Genomic DNA, 16,802 nt, shown 5'->3' with positions numbered 1-16,802 from the left:
GTCACGCTTATCCCGGCAGGAAGATGCGTGCGATTAGGCAATCGTCACTTTATTGTCCAGATAGACATCCTGAACCGCATTAATCAGCTTCACGCCGTCGGCCATGGATTTTTTAAACGCTTTGCGGCCCAGGATCAGCCCCATTCCGCCGGCGCGTTTGTTAATCACCGCCGTGCGCACCGCGTCGGTCAGATCGGTTTCACCGCCTGCTGCACCGCCGGAGTTAATCAGCCCGGCGCGGCCCATGTAGCAGTTAGCCAACTGGTAGCGCACCAGATCGATAGGGTTGTCGCTGGTCAGCTTGCTGTAGACGCGGTCGTCGGTATAGCCAAAGTTCACCGCTTTATACCCGCCGTTATTCTCGGCCATTTTCTGTTTCACGATGTCCGCGCCGATGGTTGCCGCCAGGTGATTTGCCTGACCGGTCAGATCCGCTGATACGTGGTAATCCACGCCGTCTTTCTTAAACGCGTTGTTACGCAGATAGGCCCATAATACGGTCACCATCCCCAGCTCGTGCGCGCGCTCAAACGCGGCAGAGATCTCTTCTATCTGCCGACGCGACTGCTCAGAGCCAAAATAGATAGTCGCCCCGACCGCTACCGCACCCATGTTGAAAGCCTGTTCGACGCTGGCGTACAGTGTCTGGTCGTATTCGGTTGGGTAGCTCAGGGTTTCGTTGTGATTCAGCTTGACGAGGAACGGAATGCGGTGAGCATAGCGGCGGGAAACGGAGGCCAGCACGCCATAGGTCGATGCCACACAGTTACAGCCCGCTTCAATCGCCAGCTCGACAATGTTTTTCGGGTCAAAGTAGAGCGGGTTAGCAGCAAACGACGCTCCCGCCGAGTGCTCTACGCCCTGGTCAACGGGCAGAATGGAGAGATACCCGGTCCCGCCCAGACGACCGGTATTGTAAAGCGTCTGCATGTTTCGCAGTACGGCAGGCGGACGGTTGTTGTCGACCATGACGCGGTCTACGTAATCATGGCCAGGCAGATAAAGCTGATCGGCTGGAATGGTCATACAACGATGCTGTAAAAGGCTGTCGGCGTCTTGGCCAAGCAGTTGCGCAATATCAGTCATAGTGATGCTCCCGTAAGTCCGACATGATGTCGGAGCGTGTGATCCAAGCCCACGTTTTTGCAGGCAGACTAAGCCTGGTACCGACTTAACCTATTTTCCACCATTTGCAACTTTTTTAAGCACAATCTGCTGGCTCGTTTCGTGTACAACATTTTTGTTACACTGATCAAACAATCGCCTTAAAGGTATTTAAAAGGTATTATCACATGGTATGTTACATGCGTACCTCTGACATGCAGGATTAAAAAATGAAAACGAAAGTCCAACTGTCATTCATGATGTTCGTTGAATGGTTTATCTGGGGCGCATGGTTTGTGCCGCTGTGGCTGTGGCTGAGTAAGAGCGGGTTTACCGCCGGGGAAATTGGCTGGTCGTACGCCTGTACCGCGATTGCCGCGATCCTCTCTCCCATCCTTGTCGGCTCGCTGACGGACCGTTTCTTCGCCGCCCAGAAAGTGCTGGCCGTGCTGATGTTCGCTGGCGCGATTCTGATGTATTTCGCAGCACAGCAAACCCAGTTCAGCACCTTCTTCCCGCTGCTGCTGGCCTACTCCCTGACCTATATGCCGACCATCGCGCTGACCAACAGCATCGCCTTTGCGAACGTCGATGACGTGGAGGCTGATTTCCCGCGCATCCGCGTGATGGGCACCATCGGCTGGATTGCCTCCGGCCTGGCGTGCGGCTTCCTGCCGCAGATGATGGGCTATAGCGACATCTCTGACACCAATATCCCGCTGCTGATGACCGCTGCCAGCTCCCTTCTGCTTGGCGTCTTCGCGCTGTTCCTGCCGAATACCCCGCCGAAGAGTACCGGCAAGCTGGATTTCAAAGTGATGCTGGGGCTGGATGCGCTGATCCTGCTGCGCGATAAAAACTTCCTGGTGTTCTTCTTCTGCTCGTTCCTGTTCGCCATGCCGCTGGCCTTCTACTATATCTTTGCCAACGGCTATCTCACCGAAGTGGGGATGAAAAACGCCACCGGCTGGATGACCCTCGGCCAGTTCTCTGAAATCTTCTTCATGCTCGCTCTGCCATTCTTTACCAAACGCTTTGGTATTAAGAAGGTCTTGCTGCTGGGCCTGATCACCGCCGCCATTCGCTACGGTTTCTTTGTTTACGGCGGCGCCGAGCAATACTTCACCTACGCCCTGCTGTTCCTCGGCATTCTGCTGCACGGCGTAAGCTATGACTTCTATTACGTCACCGCGTACATCTACGTGGATAAAAAAGCGCCCGTGCACATGCGCAACGCGGCGCAGGGCTTGATCACGCTGTGCTGTCAGGGCTTTGGTAGCCTGCTGGGTTACCGTCTCGGCGGCGTGATGATGGAAAAAATGTTCGCATATAAAGAGCCGGTGAATGGGCTGACCTTCAACTGGGCCGGAATGTGGACGTTTGGTGCAATCATGATTGTGGTGATTGCCGTGCTGTTTATGCTGTTTTTCCGCGAATCGGATAAAGAGATCACCGCAATTGAGGTGGTTGATGGCGATACCGCGCTGACACGAGGGGAAGTTAAATGAAACAAGACCGTATTCTCGGTGCTCTTTACGGGCAGGCGTTAGGGGATGCGATGGGGATGCCGTCGGAGCTGTGGCCGCGCAAGCGGGTGAAAGCGCACTTCGGCTGGATCGACCGTTTCTTACCCGGCCCGGCTGAGAATAATGCCGCCTGTTACTTTAAGCAGGCCGAATTTACGGATGATACGTCGATGGCGCTGTGCCTGGCCGACGCGATTATCGAATGCGACGGGGAAATTAACCCTGACGTTATCGGTAAGCATATTCTGGACTGGGCGCTGGATTTTGACGCGTTCAATAAGAATGTGCTCGGCCCGACCTCCAAAATTGCCCTGAACGCCATCCGTGACGGCAAGCCGGTGAGCCAGCTGGAAAACAACGGCGTCACCAACGGGGCGGCGATGCGCGCCTCCCCGCTGGGATGCCTCCTGCCAGCCACGCGTCTGGCGCACTTTGTGGAACAGGTTGCGTTAGCCTCCAGCCCGACCCATAAATCGGATCTCGCCATCGCCGGTGCGGTGGTGATCGCCTGGGCGGTTTCACGCGCTATCGACGGCGAGCGCTGGCATCACATCGCCGATGCCCTGCCGGGTATTGCCCGTGCGGCGCAGGAGGAGAACACGACCACCTTCAGCGCATCGCTTTCCGCTCGTATTGAGCTGGCCCTGAAAACCGTGCGCGAAGCCAACGGTACCGAGTCCGCCAGCGAGCAGATCTATCAGCTTATTGGCGCGGGCACGAGCACCCTTGAGTCCGTTCCGGCGGCGATTGCGATGGTCGAACTCGCGGGCACCGATCCGAACCGCTGCGCGGTGTTATGCGCCAACCTGGGCGGTGATACTGACACTATCGGCGCGATGGCAACGGCTATCTGCGGCGCGCTGCACGGTGTACAGGCCATTGATCCGGCACTCAAAAACGAACTTGATGCCGTTAACCGGCTCGATTTCAGCCACTACTGCGAAAAACTGCTGCACTTCCGGGAGCAAAGGGAGGGCGTATGAGTGCTTTTGCCCGCCGTCTCGAAACCCTTCACGCCACGCGCCCCGTAACGGTACTCGGCGCGGCGGTCATCGACGTGATTGCCGACGCCTACGCCCTGCCCTGGCGCGGGTGTGATATCGAGCTGAAGCAACAGGGAGTGAATATTGGCGGCTGCGCGCTGAATATCGCCATCGCCCTGAAGCGGCTCGGCATTGCTGCGCAAAACGCCCTTCCCGTCGGCCACGGCGTGTGGGCCGATATTATCCGTAACGCCATGGCGAAGCAGGATCTGCACAGCGCCGTGGAAGCGGAAACGGGCGATAACGGCTGGTGCCTGGCGCTGGTGGAGCCTGACGGTGAACGGACCTTTATGTCGTTTAGCGGCGTGGAGAACCAGTGGCAGCAGCGCTGGCTGGACGGGTTAAGCGTGCCGGCAGGGAGCCTGATCTCTTTGTCCGGCTACCAGCTGGCGTCCCCCAGCGGTGAGCTGCTGACGGCCTGGCTGGAAAGTCTTCAGGATGCGACGCTCTTTATCGATTTCGGTCCGCGCATCGCGGATATTCCCGACCCGCTGATGGCGCGGATCATGGCCTGCAAACCAATCGTCTCGCTCAATCGTCAGGAGGCGGAACTTGCCGCCGAATGGCTTGGCGTAAACGTGGAAGAGCTCGGCACACGGTGGCAGCAGAGGTTTGGCGCTGCGCTGATCGTACGCCATGATAAAGACGGGGCGGTCTGGTACGACGGTGACGCTTCCGGACACGTTCCGGCGTTTCCTGCTACCGTGGTCGATACCATCGGCGCGGGTGACAGCCATGCGGGAGGTACCCTTGCCGGGCTGGCCGCGGGATGGTCACTGCCAGAGGCGGTGCAGCTTGGCAATGCCGTAGCCGCCTGGGTAGTCAGCCATCGCGGTGGCGACTGCGCCCCCACGCGCGAGGCCCTACTCCTCGCACACAAAGACGTATAGGTCGCTGCGGCAGTAGCTGATGCTGTACTCAATTGGCCGGTGCTGTTGATCGAGCGCGACTTGCTTGATCACCAGCACCGGTATCTTATCGTCCATCTTGATATGCGCCTGAAACTCGCTGTCCGGCATCCGGGCGCTGACGCGGGAACGGGTGCGCTGCGGAAAGATATTCTGGCTGCGGAAGTAATCATAAAGCGAGACGCCGATGTCGTCCGGATTGGGGATTAACCCTACCGGTACCCAGGACTCCTCTATTGATACCGCATCGTCATCCACGTAGCGGATGCGCTTAAGCAGAAATACATCGCTGTCCGGCGCAAGGGAAAGGTGGCGGGCGATCTCCTCCGGACATTTCACGACGCGTTTATTAACCCACAGCGTGTTGGGCGTTTTGCCCCGCAGCACCACCTGCTGAGAAAACCCGCGCGCCTCTTTTAGCGAATATTCAAAGATATTGTTGATTTGCGTACCGTATCCACGCGCGCGGGTTACGACGCCGGCCTCTTCCAGCGCCTGCATCGCTTTACGCACCGTAATGCGCGACACACCGGCCAGCTGGCTCAGATCGCGCTCGCCCGGCAAAATATTACCGTGCGCGAGCACGCCGCTGCGTACCGCGTTTTTAACCGTTTCGGCAAATTTCAGGTACAACGGCGTGTTGTCCGGTGCGGCAATTCGTTCCTTGAGTTGAGCAATTAACCGGGTATGCGCTTGTTCCATCTCTGTTTTTCTCTGGCATAAGGTTTTATGCCAGTATACGGCTTACCACCATGCATGAAAATGGTGAACCGGCCCAATACCGTGACCCACTTCCAGAGAATCGGCTTTTGCCAGCGCGCACGAGAGCCAGATCTTCGCCTCCTGCACCGTATCCGCCCAGTTCGCGTTTCGGGGACGCAGCGCCGCCAGCGCCGCCGAGAGCGTACATCCCGTGCCGTGGGTGTTTTTGGTCTGTACCCGCGGGGCAGTGAAACGTTGAGCGCCATCGCGGGTGAAGAGCCAGTCCGGGCTTTCTGCATCATCAAGATGACCGCCTTTCATCAGCACCGCGCTGCATCCCATCGCCAGCAGCGCATTGCCCTGCTCTTTCATCTCACGTTCGTTTTGCGCGTGTGACGCATCCAGCAGCGCGGCGGCTTCAGGGAGGTTTGGCGTGATCAGCGCCACCTGCGGCAGCAGCTTTTTACGCAGGGTGTCGACGGCAGAGGCGGAGAGCAACGGATCGCCGCTTTTGGCCAGCATCACGGTATCGAGCACCACGTTTTTTATCTGATAACGTTTGAGACGTTCAGCGACCGCTTCAACAATGTCCGCCTCTGCAAGCATGCCGATTTTGGTGGTGTCGATGCGTACATCGCTGAATACCGAATCCAGCTGTGCGGCGACAAAATCCGGCTCAATACGATATACCGACTGTACACCGCGCGTGTTTTGCGCCACCAGCGCGGTGATAACCGAGCATCCGTAAGCGCCGAGCGCAGAGAAGGTTTTCAGGTCTGCCTGGATCCCCGCTCCGCCGCTGGGATCGGTTCCCGCAATAGTCAAGGCATTAATGCGTGTCATACCAGCTCCTCCAGCGCGTAAAGCGCATCCAGAAACGCCGGGGCAAAGCTGCCGGGGCCCCGGCTGTGAGTCAGTGCAGCTGACCCTGCGCGCTTCATAAAGCCGCAGGCTGCCGTCGCATTATCAAGTCTGTCGCCAGGCAGCGAACAGCAGGCGGCGACGACCGCAGAGAGCGCACAGCCTGTTCCCACCACGCGGGTCATCAGCGGGTCGCCGCCCGCGACCGTACGGGTTCGCTGACCATCAGTGATATGATCCACTTCTCCTGTGACGACCACAACGGCGTGGGTCTGGCGGGCGAGCGTCTGCGCAGCGGTCAACGCGCTCGCCGCCGTATCGGTGGAATCAACCCCGCGCCCGCCCGCACTCATTCCGGCAAGGGCGAGGATTTCGGAGGCGTTTCCACGAATGGCCGCAGGTTTGAGGGACAATATTTGCTGGCAAAATCGGGTGCGGTAAGCCAGCGCGCCAACCGCAACCGGATCCAGAACCCAGGGCGTACCCGCGGCTACCGCGCTCTCAATGGCCCGACGCATCGACTGGGCGCGCGGCGCGGTGAGTGTACCCACGTTGATGAGCAGAGCATCGGCAAGCGCGGCAAACTGTTCCGCTTCCTCGGCTTCGATCACCATTGCCGGGGAAGCACCCAGCGCGAGCAAAACGTTGGCGGTGAAGGTCTGCACGACATCGTTGGTCATACAGTGCGTGAGCGGGGAACGGGTTCGGAATTGATGTAAAACGTGTGAGTCGAGCAGGTCAGGCTGCATGGTTTCGCTCCTGCCGTGCGTGAAGAAGCGATGACCGGGTAGGCATCTGACTTCCCTACGCTGGCATTATCCAGATCAGGTAATACGGGTATTTCTCAGCCTTCACAAAGAAGGGCACCCCGAGTCAAATTAATTACAATACAATCAGTTACATAAAAAAAATATGTAGGTACTTAGTGTAACCGTGGCCATAGGCAGGGCGCAAGATGTTTCGTTTTATCAAAGCAGGTATTACACCTGAAATCCGCAAACTATATAAAGAATGTCTTCTTTAACTCCCCTGTTCTGAATCTCACCAGGTACAACATATATAGCCACATAATACTGACAGCAACTATCTCAACAATTATGAAAAAGAGAACCCTTCGCCTGATCATCATTCTGCACACCAGACGCCCAGCTTTTCCAACACCCTCCCATTTAAAACTTACGTTACGTTCTCCTGATACTTTTCTGGTTTTTTTTCACCTCAAAACTTACTGATTCAATGTAAACTTTCAGTTTCACACACTAATACTTTCAAATGAAATCATATCCCAAAACTAACAAACGAGTACATTTAAAGAACATTAAAATCAAATTGAAATAAAATTTCATTTTTATCATCAAGTTAAATATAGAGACTAAAACAATCATCATCAACCTTTTGTTTTTAATAGAAAAAAAATAAAACACACGTACCTTATCCACTTTTAACCATTCAAATAAATCTTGATTTAAATCAATATTTTTAGGTGCAAAATAACTATAGTTCAGCAATGAAATTAAATAAATACAAAAACCCTTAAATACTTAAACTTACCCGTTTTGCTCTGCACAACCAAACGTAAGCCATAACGCTAATGTGATTTTTTCTTTCTAATGATGTGAGCCTTTTAAATGAAATTCTTCAACAAAGCAGTAATCGCTGTCATTGGTACTCTGTTTGCCAGTATCGTTGATAATGCTAATGCTGCGTCTGCTGTTCTGTATGATCAAAATAACCCTGCTTCAGGTTTTCACCTTAATGGTACAGATAACCGTGTATATGATTTAGATGTTGTTGAGAGTGATAATAATCGCCAGGCTATCCAGATTTACAACCTGCAAGGCGATCGCGAAAAACTGCAATCCTCAATTGATTCCACTAATACTAACGTAGCGGGTAATACGTCATTACTGAACCAGACGATTACTAATGTGAATAACATCAATGCAGATCTGCAAGCTAACAAAACTTTGTTAAGCACCGGCATTACTACCGCTCAAATCAGCGCTAATGATGCTGATAGCACCGCTCATACTGCGTTAGCTGCTGCTGGAAATGCTCAAATCACCGCAGACAACAATGCAAAAAATATTGCTGTCGTGGCAGATCAAACACGTATCAATAGCGGGTTAATTAGTATTAACGATACCCGTATCACTGCACTTGAGAATGCACCAGTGCCGAAAGATGGTATTGATGGTAAAGAAGGTGCAAAAGGTGATGCAGGTGCTCAAGGGATTCAGGGTGTAGCAGGTGCTATCGGGGCTGAAGGTAAACCCGGAGCTAAAGGCAATGATGGTAAAGATGGTGCTGATGGTAAAGACGGTAAAAACGGTGTAACAACAATCATCACGAAGAAAGAAGTTGATACAGCTACTATCAACAAAATTAAATTACTCAATACTCAAACAGCGGCACAAGCTGCTGACCTGAAAGCCACTCAACATGTTTTTGCCCAAGCACAATCTTCAAGCAATGCTCAATTCAAAAGCCTGCAAAATGAAGTTGACGAGAACAAGAAAGAAGCGCGTAGCGGCGTTGCCTCTGCTATCGCTCTCGCTTCCATGCCACAAGTAGAGAAAGAGCAATCTGTAATGTTCTCCGCCGGTGTGGGGTCATTTAAGAACGAGCAAGCTATCAGCGCAGGAGCATCTTTCCATGCAGGTGAACACGCTGTAATCAAGGCTGGTATAAGTGATTCTACAAACAGCGATCTTGCTATGGGTGCAGGCATCGGTATTGGCTTTTAAATCAAAAGCCTAAAACCTCTATAATATTACTTGTATAACTTAACAACTATTCGACGTCACACTTTTATTCATTAAACAGAACATGCTCAAACATATTTTTATTTCAGCTGCCCTGTACGTGATGCTCATTTCAATCGGGATCTGGATCGGCATGATGTACGTTTCTTATTATTTGTGTCGTTTTTAAGGCGATAAAATGAAAAAATTAATGATATTAGTCATAAGTACTGCCGTGCTTACAGGTTGTGTCTCGCCTGAGCAACGCATCGCAAATTGCACTGCGAAAGGGGTCAGTTACGATACCTGCTATCTTTCTGAACAACAAAGGCAACAAGGCATCAACAATGCGTCACTCTCTGCTGCATATGCAAATGCCGCTCGTGCGGCGGACGCTAATCAAAAACATCACCACCATAATTAAGGGTATTTATGAAAACTAAATTTACGCTGTTGGCGTTACTTTTCTCTGTGGTGGTGACGCCTGCGCACGCCATAAACGCCCATTATCGCGCTCAATTAGAGCGTTCGGGATGCACGCAAATTAGCGCTGGCGATGGCTCTTGCGATATCAGCAAAACCAAAGCGGAAAATGCGGCACAACACGAACCAACGACATCCGTTCACGATCCCCTGCGTGAAGCCTCGTTCTCGTCGGATACGGTTAACGCCACGCTTTCTAACGGCTTCTTTAGCGCCACCGTAAACGGCAAAAAAGCCAGCGTTAAACGTCTGAATGCGAATTTCTATGAGATCCGTGGTAATGGTTTTGTGATATCGCTAAGCCTGGATGAAAACGGTATTACGGACGCGTCGTGGAATAAAACGAAGGGACGCGAACACGGTATTTTACGCGTTAGCCAGAAATAAACAGCGTAAGGAGGCTCACTGCCTCCTTTTCACCTGACAATCGCACGATTTGTCACACTCTTTTGTCTGATTTTACAATGCGGATAAATCATACGTAAGCTGCTGTTTTTATTTAGCATAAAGTGCAATCTCCCCCATACAAACGGCGATCTTCCCTGCCCTGTGCCCTGTGTCACAAAACAGTAAGCAAATTAACCATTGAGCCCGGTGACAAAAGGCTCTATATTGGCGGCGTTTTTTTCAGGCCCCATCTGTTTTTTAACTTTTTATTCAATCGTTGCTCATAACGAAGCGGCGGTTGTAGGAGTGATATGATGACGGATAAAGTCCGTATTGACACCGTAGATGCCCACAAAAGCAACGAAACCTATCTGGCCCGTCAGGCCGAATTTGAATCTAACGTCAGGAGTTATCCGCGCAAATTGCCTTTAGCGATTACGAAAGCAGAAGGCGTGTGGATCACCGATGCAGATAATAAAGAATACCTTGACTGTTTAGCAGGCGCAGGCACCCTCGCGCTTGGACACAATCATCCTGATGTGCTGAAAAGCATCCAAAATGTCATTACCAGCGGCTTGCCGTTACATACCCTGGATCTGACCACGCCGTTGAAAGACGCGTTTTCAGAATACCTGCTCTCTCTGTTGCCTGGTCAGGGCAAAGAGTACTGCCTGCAATTCACTGGCCCGTCCGGGGCTGACGCCGTTGAAGCGGCGCTGAAGCTGGCAAAAAAAGTGACCGGTCGTACCGGTATCATCAGTTTCTCTGGTGGTTACCACGGTATGACCCACGGCGCACTGTCCGTCACCGGCAACCTGTCTCCGAAAGAAGCGGTTGACGGTATGATGCCAGAAGTCCAGTTCATGCCTTACCCACACGAGTACCGTTGCCCACTGGGTATCGGTGGTGAAGCGGGCGTGAAGGCGCTGACCTACTACTTCGAAAATCTGATTAACGACGTCGAAAGCGGCGTGCGTAAACCTGCCGCGGTGATCCTCGAAGCCGTTCAGGGTGAAGGTGGCGTGAACCCGGCGCCTGTTGAGTGGTTGCAGCGCATCCGTAAAGTCACTCAGGAACACGGTATCCTGCTGATCCTCGACGAAGTCCAGGCTGGCTTTGCCCGTACCGGTAAATTCTTTGCCTTCGAACACGCTGGCATTGAGCCAGACATCATCGTGATGTCTAAAGCAGTCGGTGGCGGTCTGCCGCTAGCCGTGCTCGGTATCAAAAAGCAGTTCGATGCATGGGCGCCAGGTCACCATACCGGTACTTTCCGCGGCAACCAGCTGGCGATGGCAACCGGTCTGACCACGTTGAAGATCCTGAAAGACCAGAACATCGCGGGCAAAGTAGCTGCACAGGGCGAATGGCTGAAAGGCCAGCTGAAAGAGATGGCGAAACGCTATCCGGTGATCGGCCACGTTCGCGGTCTGGGCATGATGATCGGTATTGAAATCGTTAAGCCACATGAAGCCGCCGATCACATGGGTTGCTTCCCGGGCGATGGCGAGCTGTCTGCCCTGATCCAGAAGAAATGCTTCGAAGCCGGCCTGATTCTGGAGCGTGGCGGCCGTAACGGTATCGTTCTGCGTCTGCTGCCTTCTCTGCTGATCAGCGATGACGAGCTGAAAGTCTTCCTGGATAAATTCGAGCAGGCACTGCTTGCTGCGGGCGTTAGCCCGGCGTAACCGGAGTTGTTGAATACGATGTCTGATTCAAACCCAATTTTGTTCTCCTCTGCGCAGAGCATTGAAGCTTACCAGCAGGCGATTGAACAAAGCACTCAGGCTGTGATGCAGTGGCTGAAACAGCCTGAGATGTACCAGGGCAAAACGGTCGCGGAGCTGCGCGACCGTATTAAGCTGGATTTCAACCCGAAAGGGCTGGGCAACGAAGCGGCGATCGAACGCGCCGTGGAGTTCTTCCTGAAAGACAGTTTGTCCGTTCATCACCCGCAGTGTGTGGCGCACCTGCACTGCCCAAGCCTGGTGGTTAGCCAGGCGGCGGAAGTGCTGATCAACGCCACTAACCAGAGTATGGACTCCTGGGATCAAAGCCCGTCCGCAACCATCATTGAGATCAAACTGATCGAATGGCTGCGTACCCGCGTGGGTTATCAGGCTGGCGACGCAGGCGTCTTCACCAGCGGCGGCACCCAGAGTAACCTGATGGGGCTGATGCTGGCGCGTGACGCGTTCTTTGCGCGGCAGGGCCACTCGGTTCAGCAGGACGGTCTGACAGGCGATCTGCGTAAGATCCGCGTGCTGTGTTCGGAAAATGCCCACTTCTCCGTGCAGAAAAACATGGCGCTGATGGGTCTGGGCTACCAGTCCGTGGTGCAGGTGAAAACTGACGAATTCTCCCGCATGGATCTCACCGATCTGGCGGCGAAAATCGAACAGTGCAACGCGAACGGCGAGCAGATCCTGGCGATTGTGGCCACGGCCGGTACGACCGATGCGGGTGCTATCGATCCGCTGCGTGCTATTGCTGAGCTGGCTGCGAAACAGAATATCTGGGTGCACGTTGATGCGGCCTGGGGCGGCGCGCTGCTGATGTCTGAGCAGTATCGTCACTACCTGGACGGTATCGAGCTGGTGGATTCCGTCACCCTGGACTTCCACAAGCAGTTCTTCCAGACCATCAGCTGCGGTGCGTTCCTGCTGAAAGAAGCGCGTCACTATGAACTGATGCGCTATCAGGCGGCCTATCTGAACTCTGAGTTCGATGAAGAAGCGGGCGTACCTAACCTGGTCTCCAAATCTCTGCAAACCACGCGCCGTTTCGACGCGCTGAAACTGTGGATGAGCCTGGAAGCGCTGGGTCAGGAGCAATACGCGGCAATCATCGATCACGGTGTGACGCTGGCGCAGCAGGTTGCGGCTTACGTGAAAGAGCAGTCTGCTCTGGAACTGGTGATGCAACCCCAGCTGGCAAGCGTGCTGTTCCGCTTCCGTCCGCAGGCGCAGCTGGATGACGCCGGTATTGCCCTGCTGAACCAGAAAATTGGCGATGCGCTGCTGGAGTCTGGCCGTGCAAACGTCGGTGTGACCGAGCATAACGGTATCACCTGCCTGAAGCTGACCCTGCTGAACCCAACCGTGACGCTGGAGGACGTAAAAATCCTGCTGTCTCTGGTTGAGCGTACCGCGCAGGAAGTGATGGCGAAGTAATGCTTATCCCTCTCCCACCCGGGAGAGGGATTGTTTTTCCCGCGCTAACGCCTTTCCCCTTTTTTCCTCGAAGCATAACCGTATTCATACTGGCTGTACCCCGAGCTGTAATACAGCGCTGCGGATTTAACAATATCGTTGAGGATTGTGCCGCTGACCTTCACGCCAACGTGCTGTAACCGTTTAACGGTATTCTCCATCTCTTTCACGCTGGTTTTATCGAAACGGGCAACCATTAGCGTTGTTCCGGCTGCTCTGGCGACCAGCGCGGCATCGGTGACGGCCAGGACCGGCGGTGTATCAATGATGACGATGTCATATTGCTCGTTAACCCAGGACATGACGGAAAGGAATCGTTCGCTTAACAGCAATTCTAACGGGCGCAGGGGTTCCGGGCCGCAGGTGATGACGTCAATTCCCCCTTTTTCAGCATGCTGAATGACCTCCGCTAAGTCGCGTTTCCCTTCGAGCAGGCAGGACAATCCGTGGCGGTTCTCCAGACCAAAAATATTATGAACATAGCCCTGGCGCATATCCGCATCAATAAACAGCACCCGCTGACCGCTCTGCCCGGCGATGGCCGCCAGATTCGTCGCCACCAGCGTTTTTCCGCAGTCCTGCGTGGGGCCAGAAATCATCACAATGCGGTTCTCAGCCTCCATCATGGTGAAATGCAGACTGGTCCGCAGCCCGCGTACTGCTTCAACAAACATATCAGCAGGGCGATCGACGGGCAGGAAAGGCACATCCGAGGTTTTGTGTTTCCAGCGACGAGAAAACGGATTTTTTCTGCGCAACTGCGTTTTACTCCACAGCCACTGTGAACGTGGCAACGTAGCCAGAACCGGCATCCCCTGCGCTTCCAGCTGTTCGGAAAGCGTGATCCCACGTTTGAACGCCTGACGTACCAGCACGGTCCCCATTGAGAGCATTAGCCCGAACAGCGCGCCAAGAACGAAGATTAACGCTTTACGCGGCTTTATCGGGTCCGGCAGCGTAACAGCCTCATCAATGATCCTCACGTTCCCGACAGCGCTGGAGCGGGAAATATTCAGCTCCTGCTGGCGCGTCAATAGCTGTAAATAAATCGTGCGACCCGACTCAACATCGCGGCTCAGGCGTAAAATCTCCTGCTGCGTGGAGGGCATAGCTGACACACGGTTATTGAGACGCTCCCGTTCCCGCTCAAGGGTCTGTCTCTTTTCATGCAATGCACGATAGGTAGGGTGACTTTTTTTAAAGAGCTGGGAGATCTCTGCCTCCCGGAACGTCAGCTCATTTAGCTGATTCTCAACGTTAACAACCTGATCCAGTACAGATTTTGCCTCCAGAGACAGGTCCACCGAGTCTCGCTGCGCCCGGTAGGCATTCAGCCGCGCTTCTGCCTGATCAAGGTCCGCGCTGATTTTCGGCAACTGCGCCTGTAAAAAATCCAGACTACGAGAATCCTGAGCCTCCTGGCGCGCGATATTTTGCTGGAGATAATTTTCAGCAATTGCATTCAGCACCCGGGCGATGCTGTCAGGATCTTCGCCCGTCAGGGTTAAGGTAATGATACCGCTCTGTTTCTCCGATTCCGCAACCGTGAGACGCTTCTTCAGCGCGTTGATCGTCTCAAGCCGCGTCAACGACTTAAGCGAAAATTGCGTGCCTGGCTCAGCCTCAATCGACGTCACCAGCAGAACGATCCCTTGCGTAACCAGCGTTTTCCCAACCTGGCCGTCGGCCTCAATGTTTTCGCCCGTCAGGTGATATTTTCCCGCTTCCTGTACGGTCAGCGTGAGCTCTTGCGCGTTGCCTTCCACCTGCGGGATCTGGAGTTCGCCTAACGTGATTTTGCCCTGCTCACGCCCTTGCAGACGCTGCCAGAGACGCCCCACCACAGGCAAAACGCGCTGCTTTGCCTGCTGTGTCAGAGCTAATTTATCAACGGTCTCGCCGAGGATCATGCGGGATTTCAGCAGTAAAATTTCAGGGGCAACATCCGGCGACACATCGGTGCCCAGCTGGCTCAAACCTTTGAGCAGGTTGTTATCGTGTTTGTTTTCAATTTGCACCATGGCATCCGCCTGATAAACAGGTGGCGCAATCCAGGCATAGAGACCGGCGCACAGGATGAACAGGAACGTCACGCACAGAATCATCGTGCGGTGGTCGATCATCTCGACGAGCAAACGAACGAGATCGACTTCATGTTGTTGGGGTGCCGCTGCACCATAATTGTCTGTTGTGTAAGACGACATTAATGCTTCATTCCTTTCTGACCTAAACGACGTGCCCATTCCTGACTGGCTTTACCCAATAGCCCAAACACATATTCAAACGCTTCCCGGCTTTGACGGTAGGGATCGGGGATCTCCTGCGGCTCCAGCCATTGCCCAAAAAGCAGCGACTTTCCTCGAATCTCCGGCGCCATGGCCGCAATGAAGCGAAGATGTTCCGGCTCCATAACCAGGATAAGATCGGATCCCTGCATCAAATTGCGTGTCAGCCTGCGCGCCACATGACCGTCGAGGGAAATCCCATGCCGCCAGGCTACGTCCTGGGCGCTGTCATCCGCCGGGCACCCTTCAAGCCCGAATATGCCCGCCGAGGCGATATATCTGTCGGGCAGGTGCTGGCGCAAAAGCCGCTCCCCAATCGGAGAACGGCAGACATTTCCGGTGCAAACCACGAGTATTGATTTGAACATTATTGCGGCCACGATCTGATGTAACGAACCGTTTCGGTAAGGTCATGCATCCCGCTGATGGTCGGAACAAGCTGTGATATCACACGATTCCAGCGGGACAGTGGTGCAGTGGTGACATAGACAATGTCATAGGGCTCAAGCTGAAACTCGGTGCCTAACACCATGGCTGATGCGTCCTGAGCATTGAGCTGGTAGAGGTTGGCAATTTTTTCTGAACGCTCGCTTTTCGGCAGCGAACGAATGACAAAAATTCCGGTGGCATCGGCCATATTCTGGTTCAGCCCACCGGCATTGCCCAGCGCTTCGGCCAGGGTCATGCCGCTGCGATCCATTTTCAGCGTGCTCTGTTTAACGACCTCGCCCATGACGAACACTTTCAGCGCATCGTTACGGGGGACAAACAGAATATCGCCGGGATAGAGCAGCTTATTTTGCGTGAGATCGCCATGCTGCATCAGCGCATATAGCGAGAGGCGCGTGTCCTTCCCATTATGCGTCAGCACGACATTGCGCCAGTCCGCGTCGGCAGAGAGCCCCCCAGCGGCGTTCACGGCATCCATGACCGTTAACGGGATATTGGTAATAGCCTGCTGCCCTGACTTCACCACCTCGCCCGTCACATAGGCTTTTTGTGAGCGAAAAGAGGCGACGCTGACATCCACCTGCGGGCTTTCAATAACATTGTTCAGCCGGGCCGTGATCTCCTCGCGTACCCGTGCGACCGTTTTGCCAGCCACCGGCAATTTACCGACATAGGGATAGAAAAGCGTGCCGTCGGCATTGACCCAATTACCGGTGTCACTGGCGCTACGATACTGCCCTGCCGGGGTTGTCAGTTCAGGGTGATCCCAGACGGTGACGGTTAGAATATCCCCAACGCCGATACGGTATTCCCAGTTTTTGACCTGTTCATCCAGATTAGGATTTGCCTGAGATTTCAAAACCGATGGTCGCATTTTTTCAATTAACGAAGGCGTAAGAGGATAAACATCAATCCGTTTCTCAAGACGATCATTTGCATCTTCTGCGGCAATTATCTTTTTCCCAGCGAGATCGAGATGCTGGCCAGGGTAAAATACGCAGCCAGATAAGGGGGTAATAATTAAAAATAATATCGATACAACTGTTGTGTTTTTCATTTATTACATAATATCTTTTATAGTAGTGATTATCGTATAC

The 16,802-nt window shown here is 53.7% G+C and carries 15 protein-coding genes and 1 riboswitch; of the genes, 8 read left to right on the top strand and 7 right to left on the bottom strand.

Annotated features, from left to right (window positions below; genetic code table 11):
* Positions 1–33 precede the first annotated feature (33 nt).
* On the bottom strand, positions 34–1,086 hold the full coding sequence (fbaB, locus tag INF61_RS21100) for a class I fructose-bisphosphate aldolase (RefSeq protein ID WP_063134497.1): 1,053 nt from the start codon (positions 1,084–1,086) through the stop codon (positions 34–36).
* A 248-nt stretch (positions 1,087–1,334) separates the two neighbouring features.
* Here fbaB and INF61_RS21095 point away from each other — a divergent pair, with 248 nt between their 5' ends.
* From INF61_RS21095 to INF61_RS21085, 3 genes are read left to right on the top strand one after another with little or no spacing between them, the layout of a single operon-like run.
* On the top strand, positions 1,335–2,612 hold the full coding sequence (locus INF61_RS21095; protein ID WP_003859236.1) for a nucleoside permease: 1,278 nt from the start codon (positions 1,335–1,337) through the stop codon (positions 2,610–2,612).
* Positions 2,609–3,613, top strand: a complete 1,005-nt coding sequence (locus tag INF61_RS21090) for an ADP-ribosylglycohydrolase family protein (RefSeq protein WP_032654232.1) — start codon at positions 2,609–2,611, stop codon at positions 3,611–3,613. The genes INF61_RS21095 and INF61_RS21090 overlap by 4 nt, the downstream gene beginning before the upstream one ends.
* On the top strand, positions 3,610–4,563 hold the full coding sequence (locus INF61_RS21085) for a PfkB family carbohydrate kinase (RefSeq protein WP_023295037.1): 954 nt from the start codon (positions 3,610–3,612) through the stop codon (positions 4,561–4,563). The genes INF61_RS21090 and INF61_RS21085 overlap by 4 nt, the downstream gene beginning before the upstream one ends.
* Here INF61_RS21085 and INF61_RS21080 read toward each other — a convergent pair.
* The 3 genes from INF61_RS21080 to thiM are packed head-to-tail and all read right to left on the bottom strand — an operon-like array spanning position 4,537 to position 6,893.
* On the bottom strand, positions 4,537–5,283 hold the full coding sequence (locus INF61_RS21080) for a GntR family transcriptional regulator (protein WP_003859242.1): 747 nt from the start codon (positions 5,281–5,283) through the stop codon (positions 4,537–4,539). The genes INF61_RS21085 and INF61_RS21080 overlap by 27 nt on opposite strands.
* A 42-nt stretch (positions 5,284–5,325) precedes the next feature.
* Positions 5,326–6,126 carry a bifunctional hydroxymethylpyrimidine kinase/phosphomethylpyrimidine kinase gene (gene thiD / locus INF61_RS21075; protein WP_017383356.1) on the bottom strand — a complete coding sequence of 267 codons (801 nt, stop codon included), beginning with the start codon at positions 6,124–6,126 and terminating at the stop codon, positions 5,326–5,328.
* A complete protein-coding gene (gene thiM, locus INF61_RS21070) occupies positions 6,123–6,893 on the bottom strand; it encodes a hydroxyethylthiazole kinase (protein WP_017693063.1) in 771 nt (256 codons plus the stop codon). The genes thiD and thiM overlap by 4 nt, the downstream gene beginning before the upstream one ends.
* A 35-nt stretch (positions 6,894–6,928) precedes the next feature.
* A riboswitch (TPP riboswitch) is annotated at positions 6,929–7,025 on the bottom strand.
* Between the two features lie 747 nt (positions 7,026–7,772).
* On the opposite strand from thiM, the gene INF61_RS21065 reads away from it, so the two are divergent.
* The 5 genes from INF61_RS21065 (at position 7,773) to INF61_RS21045 (ending at position 12,931) form a co-directional block, all read left to right on the top strand.
* Positions 7,773–8,891: a YadA C-terminal domain-containing protein gene (locus INF61_RS21065; RefSeq protein WP_050515891.1), complete on the top strand. Its 1,119-nt coding sequence runs from the start codon at positions 7,773–7,775 to the stop codon at positions 8,889–8,891.
* Between the two features lie 196 nt (positions 8,892–9,087).
* Positions 9,088–9,312: a hypothetical protein gene (locus INF61_RS21060; RefSeq protein ID WP_071524132.1), complete on the top strand. Its 225-nt coding sequence runs from the start codon at positions 9,088–9,090 to the stop codon at positions 9,310–9,312.
* A gap of 8 nt (positions 9,313–9,320) precedes the next feature.
* The gene (locus INF61_RS21055) at positions 9,321–9,758 is read left to right on the top strand and encodes a hypothetical protein (RefSeq protein ID WP_033487338.1); all 438 of its coding nucleotides are present in this window, start codon (positions 9,321–9,323) and stop codon (positions 9,756–9,758) included.
* 311 nt (positions 9,759–10,069) lie between these two features.
* Positions 10,070–11,446, top strand: a complete 1,377-nt coding sequence (locus INF61_RS21050; RefSeq protein WP_193548101.1) for a diaminobutyrate--2-oxoglutarate transaminase — start codon at positions 10,070–10,072, stop codon at positions 11,444–11,446.
* 18 nt (positions 11,447–11,464) lie between these two features.
* Positions 11,465–12,931, top strand: a complete 1,467-nt coding sequence (locus INF61_RS21045) for an aspartate aminotransferase family protein (RefSeq protein ID WP_058686256.1) — start codon at positions 11,465–11,467, stop codon at positions 12,929–12,931.
* A 44-nt stretch (positions 12,932–12,975) separates the two neighbouring features.
* Here the strand turns inward: INF61_RS21045 and INF61_RS21040 are convergent, their stop codons facing one another.
* From INF61_RS21040 to INF61_RS21030, 3 genes are read right to left on the bottom strand one after another with little or no spacing between them, the layout of a single operon-like run.
* A complete protein-coding gene (locus INF61_RS21040) occupies positions 12,976–15,174 on the bottom strand; it encodes a polysaccharide biosynthesis tyrosine autokinase (RefSeq protein ID WP_047636957.1) in 2,199 nt (732 codons plus the stop codon).
* Positions 15,174–15,623, bottom strand: a complete 450-nt coding sequence (locus tag INF61_RS21035) for a protein-tyrosine-phosphatase (RefSeq protein WP_017383364.1) — start codon at positions 15,621–15,623, stop codon at positions 15,174–15,176. Before INF61_RS21035 ends, INF61_RS21040 begins: the two co-directional genes overlap by 1 nt.
* Positions 15,623–16,762 carry a polysaccharide export protein gene (locus INF61_RS21030; protein WP_047737410.1) on the bottom strand — a complete coding sequence of 380 codons (1,140 nt, stop codon included), beginning with the start codon at positions 16,760–16,762 and terminating at the stop codon, positions 15,623–15,625. The genes INF61_RS21035 and INF61_RS21030 overlap by 1 nt, the downstream gene beginning before the upstream one ends.
* Between the last annotated feature and the right edge of the window lie 40 nt (positions 16,763–16,802).

Source organism: Enterobacter cloacae complex sp. P18RS (assembly GCF_014982105.1).
In the GTDB taxonomy this organism is placed as follows: Bacteria; Pseudomonadota; Gammaproteobacteria; order Enterobacterales; family Enterobacteriaceae; genus Enterobacter; species Enterobacter hormaechei_C.
The sequence above is the reverse complement of the archived record's forward strand: the minus strand, read 5'-3'. Positions and strand labels throughout refer to the sequence as shown.